Genomic DNA, 20662 nt, shown 5'->3' with positions numbered 1-20662 from the left:
TATTTTAGTCTCAACATTTTAATGTTTCGTCGATAAATTTACTAAATTTTTTAAAAGCTCTCGCACGGTGGGCAAATAAATTCTTCTCGTTTAACTTCATTTCTCCAAACGTTTTAGTTTGGCCTTGGGGCACAAAGATAGGATCATACCCAAAGCCTTCTTGACCTCTTGGAGCATGAATAATTTCACCATCCACGATTCCTTCAAATTGATGATAATAGCCATTCGAATGATAAGTTAAAACAGTCACAAATCGAGCTTTCCGATTAACTTCTCCTTCCAACTTCAACAATAATTTTTGCATGTTGGCATCATCATTTTTAGGAATTCCCGCATACCTTGCTGAATATACACCTGGTTCACCATTTAAGGCCTCCACCTCCAAACCTGAATCATCCGATACACAATCAACGCCAAAATGCTCTGCGATGTATTGTGCTTTTTGCATGGAATTTTCAGAAAGCGTTGAACCAGTCTCTGGTATCTCCTCCAAAATAGCTAGATCAGTAATGCTTCTAACTAAGAATTGCTCTCCGATAAGGGAGAGCAATTCTTCTACTTTATGCTGATTTTGAGTCGCTAAATAAATAATGGGTTTATCCATAAGAGTTATTGTGCGGCTGTTAAAGTTACTTCAAAATACAAGGGCGCATAGCCAGGAATTACACCACTACTGCTACCACTTGCTCCATAACCGATGGCAGATGGTATAATAAATTGAGCTTTTTCTCCCACACGCATTCTTTGCAATGCTTCATCAAATCCTTTAATGTAATTACCTGTACCTACGGCTCCACTTAATATGCCTGAATCGAATTTAGAGTCATAAATAACATTTGTACTAGAAGTAGATTCACGTTGTAAATATGCATAAGCGAGTCTTCCCAAATAGTTGGCGCTAAATGTCATACCTGATTTCAATTCTGTGCCTGTTGGATTTTCAACAGTTTTTTTGAAAATCAATCCACTTGATGTTTTAATGGCATCCGACATTTTATTTTTCACCATCATGGAATCTATTTGTTGTTGCTCCGACATTGTTGATTCAACCTCAATATCTAAACGAATAACAGAATAGGCAGGAAGTCCGTCGAAAGAAGTTCCTTGGAATGCTAAATTAGCAGGTAATATAAAATATCCTTTTTCACCTGCTTTTATCATTCCTAAAGGCAAGTTAAAAATACTATTTCCAACATTGTACACAAATCCTTTGGTTTGTTTTTGCACTTTATTGGTAGAATCAAGAATGGAACCGCTTAATAAAGACATTTTATAATACATCCTAATTAAATCGCCTGGCTGTGCAACTTTACCATTAGGCTTAGAAGTTGTAATGCCGTAATACATTCCCTCTGGGGATTTCTGAGGAGTTAAATTCTTGAATTTTAAATAATTCTGAATTTCGGCTTCATTGTTGGCTGATATTTTTTCTGCTTCATTCGATAAACAACTACTTAGAGAAAGGATAATACAAAATCCGAAAAAGGCGAAAAGTTTAAATTTCATAATTTATTATTTTATTTTGGCTAAATATAATTCAAAAACTAAAGGAGTAAAACCAGGTATACTACTAGACCCTTTTTCTCCATAACCCAATGTGGAAGGGAAAACAACAACCGCTTTTTCGCCTGTACGCATTTTTTCAATACCACGTTGGAAACCTTGAACAGTTTGGGTCCCCCCAAAAGTCACACTAAACGTATCTGTTTTGGCCATATTTCCATCAAATGCGGAACCCGTCAAAAAACGACCTGTATATTTCAACATCATTACTTTACCACTTACGCCTAGTTCGCCAGTACCGTCTGCTAAACGAATGTAGCGTAAGCCATCTGTCGTCTTCTCTGTTACTTTCCAGCCTTTCGAAGCGATAAATTCATCAATTTTGTCATTTTGACTACGAATTTTCAATTGTCTGATCACACATTTCAAAGGAGTATAAGCCGGCAAACCATCAAAGGATTGAGCAGTACCCGGTAGAACCAAAGTAGCTTCTTCACCTTCTTTTAAAAATGTCATTATTTTGGCAAAAACAGGATTGCTTAAACCATAACGATAAATCAAAGGCGCATCTATTTTACGATTGGTACTATCCAAAACTTTCCCTGTGTTTAAATTCGTCAATTCATAATGAACCAAAATGGAGTCGCCCTTAATGGGTAATTCACCTGACGAATTAGTTTTGGTAATCGTATAAAAAGAACCATCTCCCAAAGCCACTGGAATAACTCCTAATTTGGTAAAATAGGCTAAAATTTGAGTTTGGTTTTCCTTTGCTTTCACGTCGTCTTGTAATTCAACATTACTCAAACATGAAGCTAAAAAAATCAAGCTTCCTACCACTAAAACACCTTTAAAAATACTACTTTTAATCATGTTGTTTAGACAATTTTCATTCACAAACGATAAATATCGCTGTTTATTATGAGTAAGGGAGCGATAATCGCCCCCTCAAAAATTATTTTTTAGAAATCAATTCTATCTCAAAAACCAACACAGAATTAGCTTCAATCGGTCCTCTTGCCTGATCTCCATAAGCAATGGATGAAGGAATAACGAAGGTTCCTTTTCCACCTGCTTTCAACAAAGATAATGCTTCGTTAAATCCTGGAATCATTTGTCCTAGAGGCATTTCGGCTGCTTGACCTTGATCAAAAACTTTACCCGACATAAAGGTTCCCTTGTAGTTAACTACCCAAGTTTCGCCCATTTTGGCATTTGCACCTGTACCTGGTTTTTCAATGAAATATCGTAATCCAGAAGCCGATTTTTGAAATGCTTTACCTGTTTTAGCTGTAAATGCATCAATCGTTGCTGGCTCACCTGCCAATCTTTTAGCTGCCTCTACTTTTGCAGCGCCTGCTTCTTTAGCCATTTCCTTTTCGAATTCCGCACGTGATTGTACTTTTGTGATTTTCACCGTATACTTCAAATCAGTTCCAGGCTTCAAGAATGGAGGCAAAGGAGCTTGAACAGATTTGATTAAACTATCAATCGGCACCAAAATAGTTGCACTATCACCTATCGATAATAAACGTAAGCCGTTTTCAAATGTTCCTTTGAAAGAACCTGGCGCACCATTGGGAGCTTGAATCATCCCTTTTCCTGGTTTACCATCTTTTTTCGTGTCTTGTAAAACAGAGTCAGCACCATTTTTAATGACTAAATCAAAAGTGATAATATCTCCATCTTTTAATTTTTTCGCTTTGTCATCGTGGCTATGAATCTGAATCTTAACCCCTTCTATGATCTCTACTTTGTTTTGATTGCATGCAGCCAAAAGTAAAGCTGATGAAAAAATTAATGCTAGTTGTTTACGCATGATTGTTTTGTTTTGACCTACGTCTGTTTATTAATTTGTTTAGTTTAATTTTTATAAATTTTTAACTCGATTTATCTCTTCAATTTGCAAAGGTAACACTTCATTTAGTTTTTCCCTCGCTTGAATCAAACTACCTTTAGAAAGTCGACCACCCGAAGCATTTTTATGACCACCTCCTTCAAAATATGTAGCCGCAAATTTATTCACAGCAAAGGGTTCAATCGAACGAAAGGAGAATTTAATCCCATCCGGTCTTTCAATCATTAAAATAGACCATATGGAGCCAGAAAGCTGTAAACCGTAGTTGACAATTCCTTCTGTATCACCTGCTTGAGAATTAAATGTTTGTTGATCTTCCGCCGTTATCCACATCAACGCGAGATGATATTGAGGTAAATATTCCAAACGATTTGCTAAAATATGACCTAAAAATTTTAATTTATCTAATGTGGCTGAATCAAATACTTTTCGATGAACTTGATTGGTATTGACACCCAAATGGATCAATTCAGAAACCACTTCATGGACGTGCGCTGTTGTATTTGGATGACGAAATGAACCTGTATCTGTCATGATACCCGAATATAAACATTCCCCCATGGATTGATCAATGAATGCTTTATCATCCCATTCGATAATTAAATCATAAATCAATTCACAAGTTGAAGCGGCTATGGTTCGATGATAATAAAAATCGGCAAAGTCCTCTGGATCCAAGTGATGATCAATGACCACTTTTTTGCATTTTGCTTTAGCTACCCAATTACTTAAGCCGTGTAAACGCTGAATTCCAGAAAAATCTAAACAAAATATCCAATCAGCCGTTTCTAGCAATGCATCTATCACAATCTTGTCAGAAGAATCCTCAAAATTCAATATCTCTGAAGCCCCTTTCATCCATATCAAATTTGTCGATACAGCCGAAGGAACTACTACTCTGACGTTTATGCCTTTTTTTAACAAATATTGTTGCCAAGCTAAGCTCGAACCAATGGCATCGGAATCCGGATTAAAATGGGTGGTAATCACTACTTTTTGACCAGGATGTAATTGAGCCTTTAAGGCGGAAATGGAATTCATAAAATAAATTGTCGCCTATTAAAATTTGGGCATTCACAAAGTTAAAGATAAATTGCAGAAAAAATGAACTATGCCTACAAATAGAACTTTTACCATGATTAAGCCGGATGCAGTGATTGATGGATTCACCGGCCCTATTATTCAACAAATTGAGGATGCTGGCTTTCGCATTGTCGCAATAAAGAAAGTGAAATTGAGTCCGGAAGAGGCAGGTCAGTTTTATGCTGTTCACCAAGAAAGACCATTTTACCAAAGTTTATGTGATTATATGTCGTCCAATTACATCATTCCAATGGTTTTGGAAAAAGACAACGCGGTGGAAGATTTTAGAACTTTGATTGGATCAACTAATCCAACACAAGCTGCAGAGGGTACCATTCGCAAACGTTTTGCTAGATCTTTGGAATCCAATGCAATCCATGGATCTGATTCAGATGAAAATGCTGCCATCGAAGGTGCATTTTTCTTTACCGAAAAAGAAATAGCCTAATAAATGATGAGTTCTAAATGATGAAAATCCAACTCATCATTCAGAACTCATCAATATTTTATTTTCTTTTGAAGAACAAAAATCCATTTTCTTCTTTGATGAAGATTAAATTGGGATGATACCTAAATTTATTTTCGGCATCAGTTTTCAATACAAAAAATACCGGCGTATTTCCAGCCCCATTCTCTAAAAGCTCCGTTCCTGTTGGGCTTTTTCTTGGTTTTTGAAAATATAATAATTGCGCAAAAGATTTAAATCCAAGCGTTTCAATATACACCTTTTGACCCACTTTTGATTCATAAAAGTCAATTGGTGCTCTTTGAGTATAAGCTTCTACATTGGGTAAAATAATGGCAGACATGGCCATAACCACACCAATGGAAGAACACATTAACCAATAAATCCGATTTAATTCAACGATACCTTTCCGAGTAAATACATATAAAATAGCCCCTAAAAATATCACTCCAACGCTAAACTCGATTCCTGTCCAATAAACCGGAGCTTCCAAATTCCCTCGTACAAAAACATCTGCTATCTTAGGTGCAATCCAAGAAGTATTTAACCCGATAAATGGTATTGCAATCAAGATGAAAGCAAATAATGTCCCTACAATTACGCTTGTAATCGTATAGGATTTTTTCCAAATCCAGAATTCTTTTTTCCATTCATAAAGCACCTCTGCTGAAAAAAAGGTAAGGGGAATCCAACACATGGATGAATAATGAATGATTTTGGTTTTGACAATACTAAATAAAATCAAAACCACCCAAAAGAGTATTTTCATCCATTGAGAAAAATCTTGTTGATCTTCATGATATAAAAATGAACTGCTTAATTTCCTTCGAAATACGCGGGCACCAGCCCAAATGGAGATAGGAAAACAGCCCAATAACAACACCAAAAAATGGTAATAGAATGGTTGACCATGTCCTGCGTCTCCAGTTGTTAATAATCGAATTTGGTAAGTAAAAAAATCTTCTATGATTCCGAAACCAAATTTCAAGGCAATTAATCCATACCAAGACACAAATAGCAGTATGGAAATAAAAGCACTGAAAAAAGCCCCTAAAAACAATTTTACCCAATTTTTTATGATTTTACGTTGGAAAAAAGCATAACCTAATAAGGTTAATCCCCAAAGTAATAATGCCACTGGACCCTTGGTCAACATCCCCAATCCAATCAGTAAACCCGAAAGAATTGCCCAATAAAACTGTTCTGTCGATTGTTTGAAACGGATAAAAAAATAGATTCCAAGAAAGATGAATAAATTAAATAATGGATCAATGATTCCTGAGCTGGCATACAAATGGGGTGTCAAAGCCGCCAAATAAGAAAATGCCCATAGATGCCCAAATTGGTCAGAAAAATGTTTTCTTCCAATCGAAAATAAAGAAATCAAGGTTAATAATCCCACGACAGCGTTGGGAAAACGTGCCGCAAATTCCATACTGACCAGCGCATGATCCGTAAATATTCCAAAAAGTTGAAAACTCAAAGCCTGTAACCACATAAAAACCGGTGGTTTCTCCCAAAATGGTTCAAAATTAATTTGAACACTTAAAAAATCACCTGAAACAATCATTTCCCTGGCAGATTCCGCAAAATTCACTTCATCCCAATCAAATAAATGAGTCGATCCTAAAAAAGGAACATATAGGACAAGGGCAATCAAAGACCAGGACAAAATGGGTCTTTTTTGAACAAATTGAATCATTGAATCTTTTTAGAAAAAAGTAAAAAATAATAGACCAGAAAAGCACTCATAAATCCAATAAAAGCACCTAAAGCCGTATCGACCGGAAAATGTTGGAATAAATAAACCCTTGAATATGCGACTCCAATTGCCAAAAAGCAACAAAAAAATGCCCAAGTCTTATTATTTATCAAGTTGGCAATCCAAAAAAACAAAAAGAAAGCAGCAGCCGTGTGTCCTGAAGGAAAACTATTGTATTCATTCATAAATACTCCATCCACGAAATGCCAAGGATAATCAATGCCTTTAAAATAAGCAAAGGGCCTTAGTCGATCGGAAAAGATAAGATGCTTTAAACCCTGCGTTAGAGCTGTAGATATACCGTATGTAAGCACAAAAGGGAAAACCCAAGATTTTTTCTTCCAAATGAGGTACAATAACAATAGGACAGTTAAATAAATTTCCGCCAAAAAGGTAAAACCTTGAAAAGAAATATCAGCAAATGGCGAGTGATAAGAATTAATTAAACGTACTTGATCGAACCTTGAAAAACTGAAAACATAGCTTAGGCATAGAATTTCGAAGAATAAAAAACCCCAGGCATAGACTTTTAAAGAAACATTTAGCGCTTTCATTGCTCAAAGGTCGTAAGATTTTATGAAAATCTTGAATATCTTACTTGCTGTTTCAAAAAAAATACCTAATTTTGCAATCCTTTTTAACCCAAGCTGGTACATGAAAGTTTTAGAAAATTATCAAATACCTATCATATCCTTAGAGGACAAAGTATATAAGTTTACATTTGAGGGTGCTGATGATTTTTTTGCGGCAATTGACCAGGATTGGATAGAAAAAGGAAAGTTTACAGCGGAGGTTGATTTAGATAAATCTGCTGTAATGATACAAGTTCAACTAAGAATACATGGTCATTTATCTTTGATATGTGATCGTTCCATGGAAGAATTTGATTTTCCGTTACAGATTAACGAAAAGCTTATTTATAAGTTTTCGGATCATTCGGAAGATTTAGGTGACAACTTATTTTTATTGGATAGGAAGGAACCAAAATTAGATTTATCGCAGGATATCTACGATTTCATTGCCTTACAAGTACCAATGAAAAAATTACATCCTAGATACATCAACCCTGAAGATGACTCTTTAGATAATGAGTTTTTATATTCAACAGAAACGGTTGAAGAAAAAATAAAAGACGAAGCCGAAATTGACCCAAGATGGGCGGCTTTGAAAAAATTAACAGATAATAATTAGAACTAATACAATTCAAATAAAAAATGGCACATCCTAAAAGAAGACATTCTACAACTCGCCGTGATAAAAGACGTTCACATGATTTTGGAACTCCAAGACAAATAGCTGTAGATAGCCAAACTGGCGAAACTCACTTATTTCACCGAGCACACGTACACGAGGGAAATTTATTTTACAAAGGAAAAATGATCGTTGAAGGTTATTCTTCTCAATCATAATAAGTTCCAATCAAGATTTATACATCTTTTTTGACTTTTGTCGAAAATATCCCGTTAAAATGCTATTTTTTGACTAAATTTAATACTATTTTTGCCAAAAGCTTTAGTAATTAAAAAGAAAATAGATGAATATAGCAATCGACGTGATGGGTGGGGATTATGCCCCAATAGCCGTGATTGAGGGAATACTTTTAGCAATAGAAGGACTTCCAAAAGATGTAACAATACTTGCCATTGGACCTGAAAATACCATTACTCAATTATTGAGCGAAAGAAATTATACGGGTAGTCAAATACAAATAGTTTCCGCTGAACAAGTAATTGAAATGGGGGAACATCCCACAAGAGCATTATCTCAAAAACCCAATTCCAGCATCGGAGTTGGGTTTACTCTTTTAAAAGAAGGTAAGGCAGATGTATTTGCTTCCGCAGGAAATACGGGTGCTATGATGGTAGGTTCTTTATTTTCGGTAAAAACCATTGAAGGAATTCAAAGACCCGCCATTGCAGGATTCGTTCCTCAAATCAATGGAAAATATTCCGTCATGTTGGACATCGGTGCCAACGCAGATTGTAAACCTGAGATGCTTGACCAATTTGCCTTATTGGGTTCCGTATATTTCGAGGCAACAACCGGAGTATCCAATCCACGAGTAGGCTTAATGAATATCGGAGAAGAAGAACAAAAAGGTTCCATCTTATCCCAAGCAACACACGCGCTTTTAAAAGCAAATCCGAATATCAATTTTATCGGTAACATCGAGGGAAAAGATTTCTTCCAAAATAAAGCAGACGTAATCGTTACGGATGGATTCACTGGTAATATTATGTTAAAAATGGGCGAATCCATTTATAATATAATGAAAAGCCAAGGAATATCTACTGAATTTATTGAAAACACCAATTACGAAAATTACGGAGGAAGCCCTATCATTGGTATTAATGGCAATGTGATCATCGCACATGGTGCGTCTAGTCCAAAAGCCATATTAAATATGATAAAACTTTCCGTTTCCGTCGTTGAATCAAAGGTTTATCAAAAAATAAAAGCGTCAATTGAAAATAAATAATTGAAATTAATCGAGAGACATGACTCAAAAAATAAGTGCAGCCATAACAGGTGTTCACGGATACGTTCCTGATTATGTGTTGACCAACCAAGAACTAGAAAAATTAGTTGATACCAATGACGAATGGATCACTAGTAGAACCGGAATCAAAGAAAGAAGAATCTTAAAAGGAGAAGGTTTAGGAACCTCTTTTTTGGGGGCTAAAGCCGTAGAAGGATTGTTAGTCAAAACAAATACCCAACCCAATGAAATTGATTTATTAATTTGTGCGACCGTTACACCGGATTATTTTTTCCCTAATGCAGCTAATTTAATCTGTAAATCAGTCGGAATTAGAGAAACCGCCTCCTTCGATTTATCGGCAGCTTGTTCTGGATTTTTAAACGCTTTAGCTACTGCCACGGCATTCATTGAATCCGGACGATTTAAAAAGATTATTGTGGTAGGAGCAGATAAAATGTCTGCGATTGTCGATTATTCAGATCGCACAACATGTATTCTGTTTGGTGATGGCGCAGGGGCTGTTTTATTAGAAGCAAGCACAGAAGGATTAGGTGTCCAGGATTTTATATTGAAATCTGATGGAGATGGTTGCGAGAGTTTGATGCAAAAAGGTGGTGGTAGTGCTTACCCTCCTACGCATGAAACGATCGACCAACAATTACATTATATCCGTCAAGAAGGTCAATCCGTATTTAAGTTTGCCGTTACCCGAATGGCAGATGTCTCAGCAGAGATTATGGAAAGAAATGGTTTAACGGGAGATGATATCGCATTTTTAGTACCTCATCAAGCCAATAAAAGAATTATCGATGCAACGGCGAATCGGATGAATATTGGCGAGGATAAGGTCATGTTGAACATCCAAAAATATGGCAATACAACAGCTGCCACGATACCCTTGTGTTTATGGGATTACGAAAAACAGTTGAAAAAAGGAGATAATTTAATTTTAGCAGCCTTCGGAGGTGGATTCACATGGGGATCAACTTACTTAAAATGGGCATATGATTCGAAATAATATTAATTAAATATGGCAACTACAGCAGATATTAAAAATGGAATGGTTATTAACTACAATAATGACTTATTCTCCATCGTAGAATTTTTACATGTTAAACCAGGTAAAGGACCGGCCTTTGTTCGTACCAAATTACGTTCATTGACTTCAGGTAAAGTAATTGACAACACCTTTAATTCAGGGGTTGCCATTTATCCGGTTCGCGTAGAAAGAAGAAAATTTCAATATTTATTTGGAGACGAGTACGGATTCAATTTCATGGACAATGAATCATTTGAGCAAATTCTTTTAGACCGGAATATGGTTGAAATGGCTGATTTGATGAAAGAAGGACAAGAAGTTGAAATTTTAATCAATACGGAAACGGATTCTGCTATTTCTTGTGAATTACCTCCATTTGTGGAATTAAAAGTAATTTATACTGAACCAGGTGTTCGTGGAGATACAGCTAACTCGCCTAAAAAACCGGCTACGGTCGAAACGGGCGCTACAATTACCGTTCCTATTTTTATTGAACAAGACGAAATTATCAAAGTAGATACAAGGACTTATTCTTACGCAGAACGTGTTAAATAGTTGACTTTTTTAATACATTTGCATTGCAAATTAGACCAATGACTACGCTCATTTAAATATTACATAGAATGGATACTAAAGAAATACAGCGATTACTTGATTATATCGCAAAATCACCGCTTGCGGAGGTTAGTATTGAAACAGAAGATTTAAAAGTTTCAGTAAAAAAGCATAGTGCGGTTGGCCAAACTGTACAAGTTCAAACAGTCGCACCAGCTCCTGTTCAACAAGTTGCCGCTGCGCCTGCAGCACCTGTAGCTGCACCAGCTGCTCCTGCTCCAGTTGCTGACAACCTTTATACGGTTAAATCACCGATGATCGGTACTTTTTATAGAGCTCCAGGTCCAGATAAAGAAAACTTCGTTGAAGTAGGAACCATGATCGAACCTGGTAAAACGGTTTGCATGATTGAAGCAATGAAATTATTCAATGACATCGATTCAGAAGTATCAGGTAAAATTGTTAAGATTTTAGTTGAAAATGCTAGTCCAGTCGAATTTGACCAACCATTATTTCTAGTTGAAAAAGCATAGTTGGGCCAATTGAATTTTAATTAAAAACGTATGTTTAAAAAAATACTCATTGCAAATCGTGGAGAAATTGCTCTACGAATCATTCGTACTTGCAGAGAAATGGGCATCAAAACAGTTGCTGTATTCTCTACTGCGGATCGTGAAAGTTTGCATGTTCGCTTTGCTGATGAAGCAGTTTGCATAGGCCCCCCTCCTAGTAGACAGTCCTACCTAAGTATCCAAGCCTTAATTTCAGCTGCCGAAGTAACAGGAGCAGACGCTATCCATCCTGGATATGGTTTTCTTTCTGAAAATGCTGAATTCTCCAGAATTTGTGCAGAACATGGTATTAAATTCATTGGCGCTTCTGCGGACATGATCAATGCCATGGGAGATAAAGCAACGGCGAAAGATACCATGAAGAAAGCAGGAGTACCTGTTATCCCAGGATCAGATGGTTTGTTAGATACGGTTGAAGAAGCAATAGAATTAGCTAAAGAAATAAAGTACCCAGTGATCATCAAAGCTACCGCAGGTGGTGGTGGTCGTGGGATGCGTATCATTCGCGAAGAATCTGAATTTAGAAAACTGTGGGATGATGCTAAAATGGAGGCCTCCGCTTCCTTTGGAAATGACGGTTTATACATGGAGAAATTCGTGGAAGAACCGCGCCACATTGAAATTCAAGTTGTGGGAGATAAATTCGGAACTGTTTGCCATTTATCGGAACGCGATTGTTCGATTCAACGTCGTCATCAAAAATTATGTGAAGAAACACCTTCTCCAGCCTTGACGGATGAACTTCGTAAGAAAATGGGAGATGCAGCTATCGCAGGTGCAAGTGCAATTCGATATGAAGGTGCAGGAACCATTGAATTTTTAGTAGATAAAAATGGTGATTTTTATTTCATGGAAATGAATACGCGAATTCAAGTTGAACATCCTATAACTGAAGAAGTGACAGATTTTGATTTGATCAAAGAACAAATCAAAGTAGCCGCAGGAATCGCCATCAGTGGTCAAAATTACTTCCCTAAATTATTCGCTTTGGAATGCAGAATTAATGCAGAAGATCCATCGAATGGTTTTAGACCTTCTCCAGGTAAAATCACAAATTTGCATTTACCGGGTGGTCATGGTGTGCGTGTTGATTCTCATGTGTATTCAGGTTATACGATACCACCCAATTATGATTCGATGATTGCTAAATTAATCGTAAGTGGACAAAGCAGAGAAGAGGTTTTATTGCGAATGAAGAGAGCTTTACAGGAATTTGTGATTGAAGGAATTAAAACAACTATTCCATTCCATATCAAATTAATGGATGATCCTGGATTTCAATCAGGCAAGTTTACAACTGCCTTTATGGATACATTTGATTTAAGTGATTTATAATCAAAAAGATAGTAAAAATGTAAAAAGGGGCCTTTGCCCCTTTTTTATTTCGATTATTGAAAAATATTCTATTAAGACACTTGCAAGTTTCGTCTTGATTTTCTAAATTTGCACTCCCATTTTTCGATTGAATGCCCGTTTAGTTGCAAAATAGGTCATAATTAATGTTTTATAGATCAATTCCGTAATCCATAGAAGATTAATTCAACAGTTAAACAATACTATAGTGGATACTTTAAGTTACAAAACCGTCTCTGCCAACAAGGCTACAGTTCAGAAAGACTGGGTGGTGGTAGATGCTGAAAATCAAGTTTTAGGACGTTTATGTTCAGAAATCGCGAAAATTATTCGTGGAAAACATAAGCCTTCGTTTACACCGCACGTTGATTGTGGAGATCAAGTGATTGTTATCAATGCTGATAAAGTTCGCTTAACAGGAAAGAAAATGACTGATAAAGTTTATATCCGTCACACTGGTTATCCTGGTGGACAGCGTTTTGCTACTCCAAGAGAGGTTTTGATCAAAAACCCAAGAGGAGTTGTAGAAGCAGCTGTTAAAGGTATGTTACCGAAAAATCGTTTAGGAAGACAATTGTTCAACAATTTATTCGTTTACGCTGGTTCTGAGCATCCGCACGCGGCACAACAACCTAAAGAAATTAAGTTTTAACGGACATAATGATCTAAAACAGGTCAATTCAATATCAAATGGCAGAATTAACAAGTAAAATCGGTAGAAGAAAAACAGCAATTGCTCGTATTTCAATGACCCCAGGTAAAGGCCAGATTAAAATCAATGGCCGTACAATGACTGAATACTTCCCATCTGAAATTCTTCAGATTGTCGTAAATCAGCCTTTCGCTTTGACAAACACTCTTGGATCTTTCGACGTAACTGCTAATGTAGACGGAGGAGGAATCAAAGGACAAGCTGAAGCTCTTCGTTTAGCTATTTCTAGAGCTCTTCAAACACAAGACTCTGAATTGCGTTCACCTTTGAAAAAAGAAGGATTTTTAACTCGTGACCCTAGAATGGTAGAGCGTAAAAAACCAGGACGTAGAAAAGCACGTAAGAGATTCCAATTCTCTAAGCGTTAATACTACATCGCATTTACGTGGAAAAAGCTTGTGTGTTGCCGATGCTTTTTCCACATTTTTATTTTTCACAATTTTAAACACCGAAAATGGCACAATTAAGCTACAACGAACTGCTTGACGCAGGCGTTCACTTTGGTCACTTAACTCGTAAGTGGGATCCAAAAATGGCTCCATACATCTTTATGGAGAAAAATGGTATTCATATCATTGACTTAAACAAAACTATTTCTTGTCTTGATGAGGCATCGGCAGCTATTCGTGCAATTGTACGTTCTGGCCGTAAAATCATGTTTGTTGCGACAAAAAAACAAGCTCAAGAAGTTGTTACAGCAGAAGCTGAAAAATTAAAAATGCCATACGTAACTGACCGTTGGTTGGGTGGTATGTTGACAAACTTTGCGACCGTACGTAAGTCGATCAAAAAGATGTCAAGCATTGATAAAATGTTGAAAGACGAAGTAATCGTTAAAACTCTTGCTAAGCGTGAGCGTTTAATGATGACTCGTGAAGAAGAAAAATTAAATCGTGTGTTAGGTGGTATTACTGATTTAACTCGTCTTCCTGCTGCATTATTTGTTGTTGACGTTAAACGTGAGCACATTGCAGTAAAAGAAGCGAAAAAATTAGGTATTCCAGTTTTCGCTATGTGTGATACTAACTCTAACCCAGAATTAGTAGACTACCCAATTCCTGCAAATGATGATGCATACAAGTCAATTGCTGTTATCACAACTGCTATCAGTAAAGCAATCGAAGAAGGATTGAATGAAAGAAAGCAAGATAAAGATGATGCTCGTTTAGCAGAAGAGGAAGAAGCAAAAAGAATTGCTGACGAAGAAACACAAGAAGTAGCTAAGGTAGCTGCTAAATACGAAAAAGAAGCAGAACAAGAATAAACATATTCATACAATGTCAATTACAGCCGCAGACGTTAACAAATTACGCCAAATGACTGGTGCAGGAATGATGGATTGCAAAAAAGCTTTGACTGAAGCAGAAGGCGACTTCGAAGCAGCAATCGATATTCTTCGTAAAGCAGGTCAAAAAGTAGCCGCAAAACGTGCAGATAATGCAACCAACGAAGGTGTTGTTTTAATTACCCTTTCTGGTGATCATTCAAATGGAAAATTAGTCGCTTTAGCTTGTGAAACAGAACCTGTTTCTAAAGTTGCTGATTTCAACAAATTAGCGCAAGAAATTATGGAAGCTGCCGTTAAATCGCACGCTCCATCCACTTCAGCTTTATTGGCTGAGCCTCTTGCTGATGGTCGTTCAATCGAAGGACATATCATTGAATTGACGGGTAAAATTGGAGAAAAAATTTCCTTAGTAGCTTATGAAAATATAGACGCTGAGAAAGTTGTTTCTTACATTCACTCAAACAATAAAATTGGAGTTTTAGTCGCATTTGAAAATGTTCAAGGTGCCGAAGTAACTGAAGTAGGTAAAGATATTGCTATGCAAATCACAGCTATGAAACCAGTTGCTTTAGACAAAGACGGAGTAGATGCTGACACAATTCAACGTGAAATTGAAATTGGTAAAGACCAAGCTCGCCAAGAAGGTAAGCCTGAAGCTATGCTAGAGAAAATCGCAGTGGGTAAATTAGAGAAATTCTACAAAGAATCAACTTTATTAAATCAACAGTTTGTGAAAGACTCTTCTATCAATGTACGTCAATTGTTAGAACAAACTCAAAAAGGTTTATCTATCGCTTCTTTCAAAAGAATTTCGTTAGCTTAATCCGAAATATTCATTCTAAAGCCATCCGCCTCAAATCGGATGGCTTTTTTTTTGCCTTTAAGTTATCCACAAAAAAAAGATTGTCAGATAACTTTTCTTATTTTCATTAGTCAAAGACATTTTTTAAATTGTAGTTTAATTCAATTTCCATTAATCAAGTGTTCTTTTGCCAATGTCAAAAATTGTAGTTCTAGGTGGTGGTGAAAGTGGCGTAGGTGCCGCTCTTTTGGCTAAATCAAAAGGTTTTGATGTATTTTTGTCAGACCAAGGCCTTCTAAAAGAAACATACAAATCAACATTAATCGAGTCAAATATTCCTTTCGAGGATGGAGAACATTCCATAGATCAAATTTTAGTGGCGAATGAGATCATCATAAGTCCTGGTATTCCCGAAAAAAATCCGATTGTCCAAGAAATCAAAAAGAAAAATATCCCTTTAGTTTCAGAAATTGAATTTGCAGCTCGTTATACCAATGCCAAAATAATTGCCATTACAGGCTCCAATGGAAAAACAACCACCACACTTTTAACTTACCATTTCCTAAAAAATGCTGGGCTAAAGGTTGGTTTAGCAGGAAATATTGGACAAAGTTTCGCCAAACAAGTGATGGATAACGAGCATGATTATTATGTTTTAGAGATTTCTAGCTTTCAATTGGATCGATGCTTCAAGTTTACACCTGAAGTTGCCGTATTAATTAATATAACACCCGACCACCTCGACCGATACGAATACAAATTTGAAAATTACATACATTCCAAATTTAGAATATTCCAAAATTCGACAGAAAATACAACTTGTATTTATTGGTCAGATGATGAAGTTATCCAACAATACCGACAATTAATCCCTAAAAACACGAATCACAAAAGCATCAGTTTTCATCACAGCAATGCAAATGCTTTTATACAGGATACACAGATATCTCTAGATCATCAACTCGACATCGACCGTTTAAATGCTCCATTAAAAGGGCCACATAATGCCATCAATATGTCGGCAGCCATTTTAGCTGCACAATCCATTGGAATTAGTAATGAGATTATTTTAGCTTCACTACCCAGTTTTGTCAATGCCGAACATCGATTAGAACCTTGTGGAAATTGGAATGGAGTACAGTTCATTAATGATTCTAAAGCAACCAATGTCGATGCCGTTTATTTTGCTTTAAACAGTTTTAATCAACCCATTATTCTAATAATGGGTGGTGTAGACAAAGGAAATGATTATTCTGTTTTGGATACATTAGTCAAAAATAATGTTAAAGGAATGATTTTCTTAGGAATAGATAATCAAAAACTCATTGACCACTTTAAAGATATTTGCCCTAATTTATACTCCACTGATCAGTTAAACCTTGCCATTCAAAAAGGAATTGAATGGTCAATGCCCAATGATATCATCATGCTATCCCCAGCATGTGCAAGTTTTGATTTATTCAAAAACTATGAAGATCGAGGCCAAAAATTCAAAGAAGCTGTTAAAAGTTTGACCGATGGAAAATAGAATAAAAGAGATTGTTAGAAAACACATTGTAGGAGATTATCAAATATGGTTTATTGTCATATTGCTCAATCTTTTTGGCCTATTAATTCAATTTTCGGCGAAAAGTAGAATGGTGATGATGAGTCCCATGGAACCCATTACGAGTTTCATAAAAACATTGATTATTTTAGCTTTTTCATTCATACTTATGTCCTTTTTTGCGAAAATGAATTATAGTAAAATAGGACAAATTAGTAATTTCGCCCTTGTTGTTTCTTGGGTATTGATACTTGTTGCTTTGGTTTTTGGTGAAAATAAAGGAGGTGCAAGTCGTTGGATAGCTCTAGGACCCATCTCATTTATGCCTTCCGATATGGCCAAATTGTGTCTAACAGCCTGTTTAGCTAAAGAATTTAGCGCCCGGCAAGCAGACCCGGAATCTTATACATGGCAAGTCATGATCTCTATTTTATTAAAATTAGGGATTACCTGTTTCTTAATTATGCTCTCCAATTTTTCCACGAGCATCCTGATTTTTGCAACAAGTATTGTCTTAATGATTTTTGGAAGAGTTCCTTTTAGACAAATCGCCAAAACAGTTGGCTTATTTGCCATTTTAGCAGTAGCGGTGGTTACATTAGGTATTGGTCAAAGAGCACAAACAGTTCGAAAAAGGATCTATAATTATACCCAACGAATTGGTGAAAAAGAATCTGGTTCCAACAAAAATTTAGGGGAGGATTATCAAATCCATCGAAGTTTATTCGCAATAGCTACAGGAGCATTAAGTCCGAAGGGACCCGGAAAGAGCCAACAAAAATATTTTCTTTCTCAGGCAGAATCCGATTTTATTTATGCCATCATATTGGAAGAATACGGACTTCTTGCAGGGATTATCTTACCCCTCTTTTTTATCTATTTCATGTATCGAGGTGCCAGTGCCGTCAAGTTTAGTGAAAAACCCTTTGGTGGATTACTATCCGCCGGATTAACATTTGCCATCGTGCTTCAAGCATTTATCAATATGTTGGTGGCGGTCGACGCTGGACCTGTAACGGGTCAACCCATGCCTATGATCTCCGCTGGAGGGACCTCTTTGATATTTACAGCAATAAGTATTGGACTAATCTTATCGGTTAGCAGAGATAAAGAAAAATTCATGAATCCCAAATTGAATCAAAATCCCATCGAATAGTGTCAAAAAAAATCATCATTTCTGGAGGTGGAACCGGCGGTCATATTTACCCTGCTATTGCTATTGCAAATGCTTTAAAAGATATTGACGCTTCGATATCTTTTCTATTTGTAGGTGCAGAAGGTAAAATGGAAATGGAGAAGGTTCCAAAAGCAGGTTATGACATCGTCGGATTACCCATTGCAGGAATCAATCGACAAAGCTTGTTGAAAAATATTGGTTTACCTTTCAAATTGATCCAAAGTTTAAGAAAAGCATTTCAATTGATCCATCAATTCAAACCCGATATCGCCATTGGCGTAGGCGGTTATGCCTCTGGTCCTATGCTCTTAGCCGCCTGGATAAAAGGAATACCATTTGTCATACAAGAGCAAAATTCATATGCGGGAGTAACCAACAAATTTCTCTCCTCCAAAGCGGAAAAAATATTTGTGGCTTATCCCAATATGGATCAATTTTTTCCGAAAGAAAAATTACAACTTTTGGGAAATCCTGTTCGAAAAGATTTAATTGAAACTCAAAATAAGAAAAAAGAAGCGGCCCAATTTTTTGGATTAAATCCTGAAATGCCGTGTATATTAATCATAGGCGGTAGCCAGGGTGCCAGAACCATTAATCAGGCCATATTAGCTGGCTTAGATAAATTACTTTCAGTCCCTTGCCAAATCATTTGGCAAACAGGAATTCCATTTGAAAAAGAAGCCAAAGAAGCTGTCAAAAAATACCCTCAATTAGCGTCTTATGTATCTGCATTTATCTATGAAATGGATTTTGCATATGCCATGGCCGATTTAGTTGTTTCAAGAGCCGGCGCTTTATCCGTTTCTGAAATCTGTTTGGCAGGTAAAGCGAGTATTCTTGTACCTCTACCATCAGCAGCGGAAGACCATCAGACTCAAAATGCATTAAGTTTAGAAACACAAAATGCTACTATATTAGTGAAGGATCAAGAAGCAAAACAACAATTGGTCGATACAGCGATATCCACATTAAACAATAATTTCCTTCTGAATCAATTAGAAATTTCCAGTAAAAAACTAGCCAAACCAGAGGCGGCTAACGAAATAGCCCATCAAATACTTTCCATACTTGAAAAAAAATGAGTCAATCCATTAGTCTAGCAAATTTAAAACATGTTTATTTTTTAGGAATTGGTGGCATAGGCATGTCAGCCATTGCAAGATGGTTTTTACAGAATGGATTTATCGTAGCAGGATATGACAAAACAGAAAGTGCCTTAACGAGAAGTCTTAGTGAAGAAGGTATGACAATACACTTCACGGACTCTGTCGATTTAATACCTCAAGAAATTCTTCAAGACATAGATGCAAGTTTATTTGTTTATACCCCTGCGATTCCAAGTGATCATATCGAGAAAAATTTTCTTTTAGCTAAGGGAATAAAACTTTGGAAAAGGTCCGAAATATTAGGTTGGATTACAGAACAAATTCCAACATTGGCAGTAGCAGGTACCCATGGAAAAACGACTACTTCTAGTTTATTGACACACTTATTAATTCATGCCAATAAAAATGTTACTGCTTTTTTAGGAGGAATTACACAAAATTACGGCACAAATTTCATCCCAAATAAAGGAAAAGATAACATCATTTGTGTAGTGGAGGCAGATGAATATGATCGATCATTTTTAACCTTACATCCTCTTGCCGCAGCCGTCACCTCAACTGATGCGGACCATTTGGATATTTATGGAGCGGCAGAGCAAGTATTGGAATCTTTTCAATTATTTGTGAATCAAATAAAAAAAGAAGGATATTTTATTCAAAGAGATGGATTAGGTTTACAATCTGAGCACAAAAAACAAACCTTTGGATTAGAATCTGGTGATTTCAAGGCAGCCAATTTGAGAATTGAAAATCACAGAATGGTTTTTGATCTAGTGTATCCAGGTGGTATCATATCCAATATTCAAATGAGAATTCCTGGATTTCATAACATTGAAAATGCCTTGGCCGCCGCAGCTTTGGCTATGTTTGTTGGAGTCAACCCTGATGAAATCAAGGAAGGAATTAATTCTTTCAAAGGGGTCAAAAGACGATTTGAATACCATGTTGAAACAGAGAAACATGTCTTAATTGATGATTATGCCCACCATCCTACTGAAATAACTGCTGCATTATCTTCCATCAAGGCTTTATATCCCGATGAAAAGTTAGTAGCGATTTTTCAGCCACATCTTTTTTCTCGAACAAAAGATTTTTTAGAAGATTTCGCAAAAAGTTTGGAACTTGCAGATGAAATTTACTTACTAGATATATATCCAGCAAGAGAACTCCCAATTCCAGGAATAACTTCGGATTTACTTTTAAGTAAAATACAATCGAATCATAAACAAGTCATAAGCAAACAAGATTTTATTGAAAAAATGAAATCGGAAAAGCCTAGATTGTTGGTAACCTTGGGTGCTGGTGATATCGATTTAATATTGAACGACTTGAAAAATATATTTTTGTTCTAAATTTAT

23 protein-coding genes are annotated in these 20662 nt (G+C 36.3%); 16 read left to right on the top strand and 7 right to left on the bottom strand.

All coding sequences use genetic code 11. The features are described 5' to 3' along the window. Nucleotides 1-10: 10 nt before the first annotated feature. From rdgB to V7S76_RS01855, 5 genes are all read right to left on the bottom strand, one after another. Nucleotides 11-604, bottom strand: coding sequence for an RdgB/HAM1 family non-canonical purine NTP pyrophosphatase (gene rdgB / locus V7S76_RS01875; RefSeq protein WP_459508301.1), 594 nt, complete (start codon nt 602-604; stop codon nt 11-13). A 5-nt stretch (nt 605-609) separates the two neighbouring features. After that, complete coding sequence (locus tag V7S76_RS01870; protein WP_459508300.1) at nt 610-1506, bottom strand: FKBP-type peptidyl-prolyl cis-trans isomerase; 897 nt, start codon at nt 1504-1506, stop codon at nt 610-612. A gap of 6 nt (nt 1507-1512) precedes the next feature. Then, nucleotides 1513-2376, bottom strand: coding sequence for an FKBP-type peptidyl-prolyl cis-trans isomerase (locus V7S76_RS01865; RefSeq protein WP_459508299.1), 864 nt, complete (start codon nt 2374-2376; stop codon nt 1513-1515). A gap of 82 nt (nt 2377-2458) precedes the next feature. After that, entirely contained in the window at nt 2459-3322 is an 864-nt protein-coding gene (locus tag V7S76_RS01860) for an FKBP-type peptidyl-prolyl cis-trans isomerase (protein ID WP_459508298.1), read from the bottom strand. Between the two features lie 51 nt (nt 3323-3373). Further along, complete coding sequence (locus V7S76_RS01855; protein ID WP_459508297.1) at nt 3374-4402, bottom strand: DHH family phosphoesterase; 1029 nt, start codon at nt 4400-4402, stop codon at nt 3374-3376. A gap of 70 nt (nt 4403-4472) precedes the next feature. On the opposite strand from V7S76_RS01855, the gene V7S76_RS01850 reads away from it, so the two are divergent. After that, nucleotides 4473-4892, top strand: coding sequence for a nucleoside-diphosphate kinase (locus V7S76_RS01850; RefSeq protein WP_459508296.1), 420 nt, complete (start codon nt 4473-4475; stop codon nt 4890-4892). A 58-nt stretch (nt 4893-4950) separates the two neighbouring features. On the opposite strand, the gene V7S76_RS01845 is transcribed toward V7S76_RS01850, so the two are convergent. Next, nucleotides 4951-6612, bottom strand: coding sequence for an ArnT family glycosyltransferase (locus V7S76_RS01845; RefSeq protein WP_459508295.1), 1662 nt, complete (start codon nt 6610-6612; stop codon nt 4951-4953). Further along, on the bottom strand, nt 6609-7226 hold the full coding sequence (locus V7S76_RS01840) for a phosphatase PAP2 family protein (protein ID WP_459508294.1): 618 nt from the start codon (nt 7224-7226) through the stop codon (nt 6609-6611). Before V7S76_RS01840 ends, V7S76_RS01845 begins: the two co-directional genes overlap by 4 nt. Before the next feature lie 100 nt (nt 7227-7326). Between V7S76_RS01840 and V7S76_RS01835 the strand changes: the two genes are divergently transcribed. The 15 genes from V7S76_RS01835 to murC all read left to right on the top strand — a co-directional run bounded on the left by V7S76_RS01835 (nt 7327) and on the right by murC (nt 20656). Continuing rightward, complete coding sequence (locus V7S76_RS01835; protein ID WP_459508293.1) at nt 7327-7863, top strand: YceD family protein; 537 nt, start codon at nt 7327-7329, stop codon at nt 7861-7863. A gap of 23 nt (nt 7864-7886) precedes the next feature. Next, entirely contained in the window at nt 7887-8081 is a 195-nt protein-coding gene (gene rpmF, locus V7S76_RS01830; protein WP_459508292.1) for a 50S ribosomal protein L32, read from the top strand. A 125-nt stretch (nt 8082-8206) separates the two neighbouring features. Then, nucleotides 8207-9151, top strand: coding sequence for a phosphate acyltransferase PlsX (gene plsX, locus V7S76_RS01825; RefSeq protein ID WP_459508291.1), 945 nt, complete (start codon nt 8207-8209; stop codon nt 9149-9151). 19 nt (nt 9152-9170) lie between these two features. Beyond that, complete coding sequence (locus V7S76_RS01820) at nt 9171-10172, top strand: beta-ketoacyl-ACP synthase III (protein ID WP_459508290.1); 1002 nt, start codon at nt 9171-9173, stop codon at nt 10170-10172. A 12-nt stretch (nt 10173-10184) separates the two neighbouring features. Beyond that, entirely contained in the window at nt 10185-10748 is a 564-nt protein-coding gene (efp, locus tag V7S76_RS01815; protein WP_459508289.1) for an elongation factor P, read from the top strand. Between the two features lie 68 nt (nt 10749-10816). After that, nucleotides 10817-11281, top strand: coding sequence for an acetyl-CoA carboxylase biotin carboxyl carrier protein (accB, locus tag V7S76_RS01810; protein ID WP_459508288.1), 465 nt, complete (start codon nt 10817-10819; stop codon nt 11279-11281). A 30-nt stretch (nt 11282-11311) separates the two neighbouring features. Then, nucleotides 11312-12655 carry an acetyl-CoA carboxylase biotin carboxylase subunit gene (accC, locus tag V7S76_RS01805; protein WP_459508287.1) on the top strand — a complete coding sequence of 448 codons (1344 nt, stop codon included), beginning with the start codon at nt 11312-11314 and terminating at the stop codon, nt 12653-12655. A 226-nt stretch (nt 12656-12881) separates the two neighbouring features. Then, nucleotides 12882-13325, top strand: a complete 444-nt coding sequence (rplM, locus tag V7S76_RS01800) for a 50S ribosomal protein L13 (protein WP_459490026.1) — start codon at nt 12882-12884, stop codon at nt 13323-13325. Between the two features lie 38 nt (nt 13326-13363). Continuing rightward, the gene (rpsI, locus tag V7S76_RS01795; protein WP_459508286.1) at nt 13364-13753 is read left to right on the top strand and encodes a 30S ribosomal protein S9; all 390 of its coding nucleotides are present in this window, start codon (nt 13364-13366) and stop codon (nt 13751-13753) included. Nucleotides 13754-13839: 86 nt separating this feature from the next. Next, nucleotides 13840-14649, top strand: coding sequence for a 30S ribosomal protein S2 (gene rpsB / locus V7S76_RS01790; RefSeq protein WP_459508285.1), 810 nt, complete (start codon nt 13840-13842; stop codon nt 14647-14649). A 13-nt stretch (nt 14650-14662) separates the two neighbouring features. After that, nucleotides 14663-15496 (top strand): translation elongation factor Ts, encoded by an 834-nt coding sequence (tsf, locus tag V7S76_RS01785; RefSeq protein WP_459508284.1) that lies wholly within the window; start codon nt 14663-14665, stop codon nt 15494-15496. Between the two features lie 172 nt (nt 15497-15668). Continuing rightward, nucleotides 15669-17003 (top strand): UDP-N-acetylmuramoyl-L-alanine--D-glutamate ligase, encoded by a 1335-nt coding sequence (gene murD, locus V7S76_RS01780; RefSeq protein WP_459508283.1) that lies wholly within the window; start codon nt 15669-15671, stop codon nt 17001-17003. Then, complete coding sequence (locus V7S76_RS01775; RefSeq protein ID WP_459508282.1) at nt 16993-18177, top strand: FtsW/RodA/SpoVE family cell cycle protein; 1185 nt, start codon at nt 16993-16995, stop codon at nt 18175-18177. The genes murD and V7S76_RS01775 overlap by 11 nt, the downstream gene beginning before the upstream one ends. Next, entirely contained in the window at nt 18177-19280 is a 1104-nt protein-coding gene (murG, locus tag V7S76_RS01770) for an undecaprenyldiphospho-muramoylpentapeptide beta-N-acetylglucosaminyltransferase (protein WP_459508281.1), read from the top strand. The genes V7S76_RS01775 and murG overlap by 1 nt, the downstream gene beginning before the upstream one ends. Next, nucleotides 19277-20656, top strand: coding sequence for a UDP-N-acetylmuramate--L-alanine ligase (gene murC / locus V7S76_RS01765; RefSeq protein ID WP_459508280.1), 1380 nt, complete (start codon nt 19277-19279; stop codon nt 20654-20656). The genes murG and murC overlap by 4 nt, the downstream gene beginning before the upstream one ends. Nucleotides 20657-20662 lie beyond the last annotated feature (6 nt).

Source organism: Aquirufa sp. ROCK2-A2 (assembly GCF_054558485.1).
This window is presented reverse-complemented; position numbering and strand designations above follow the sequence as displayed.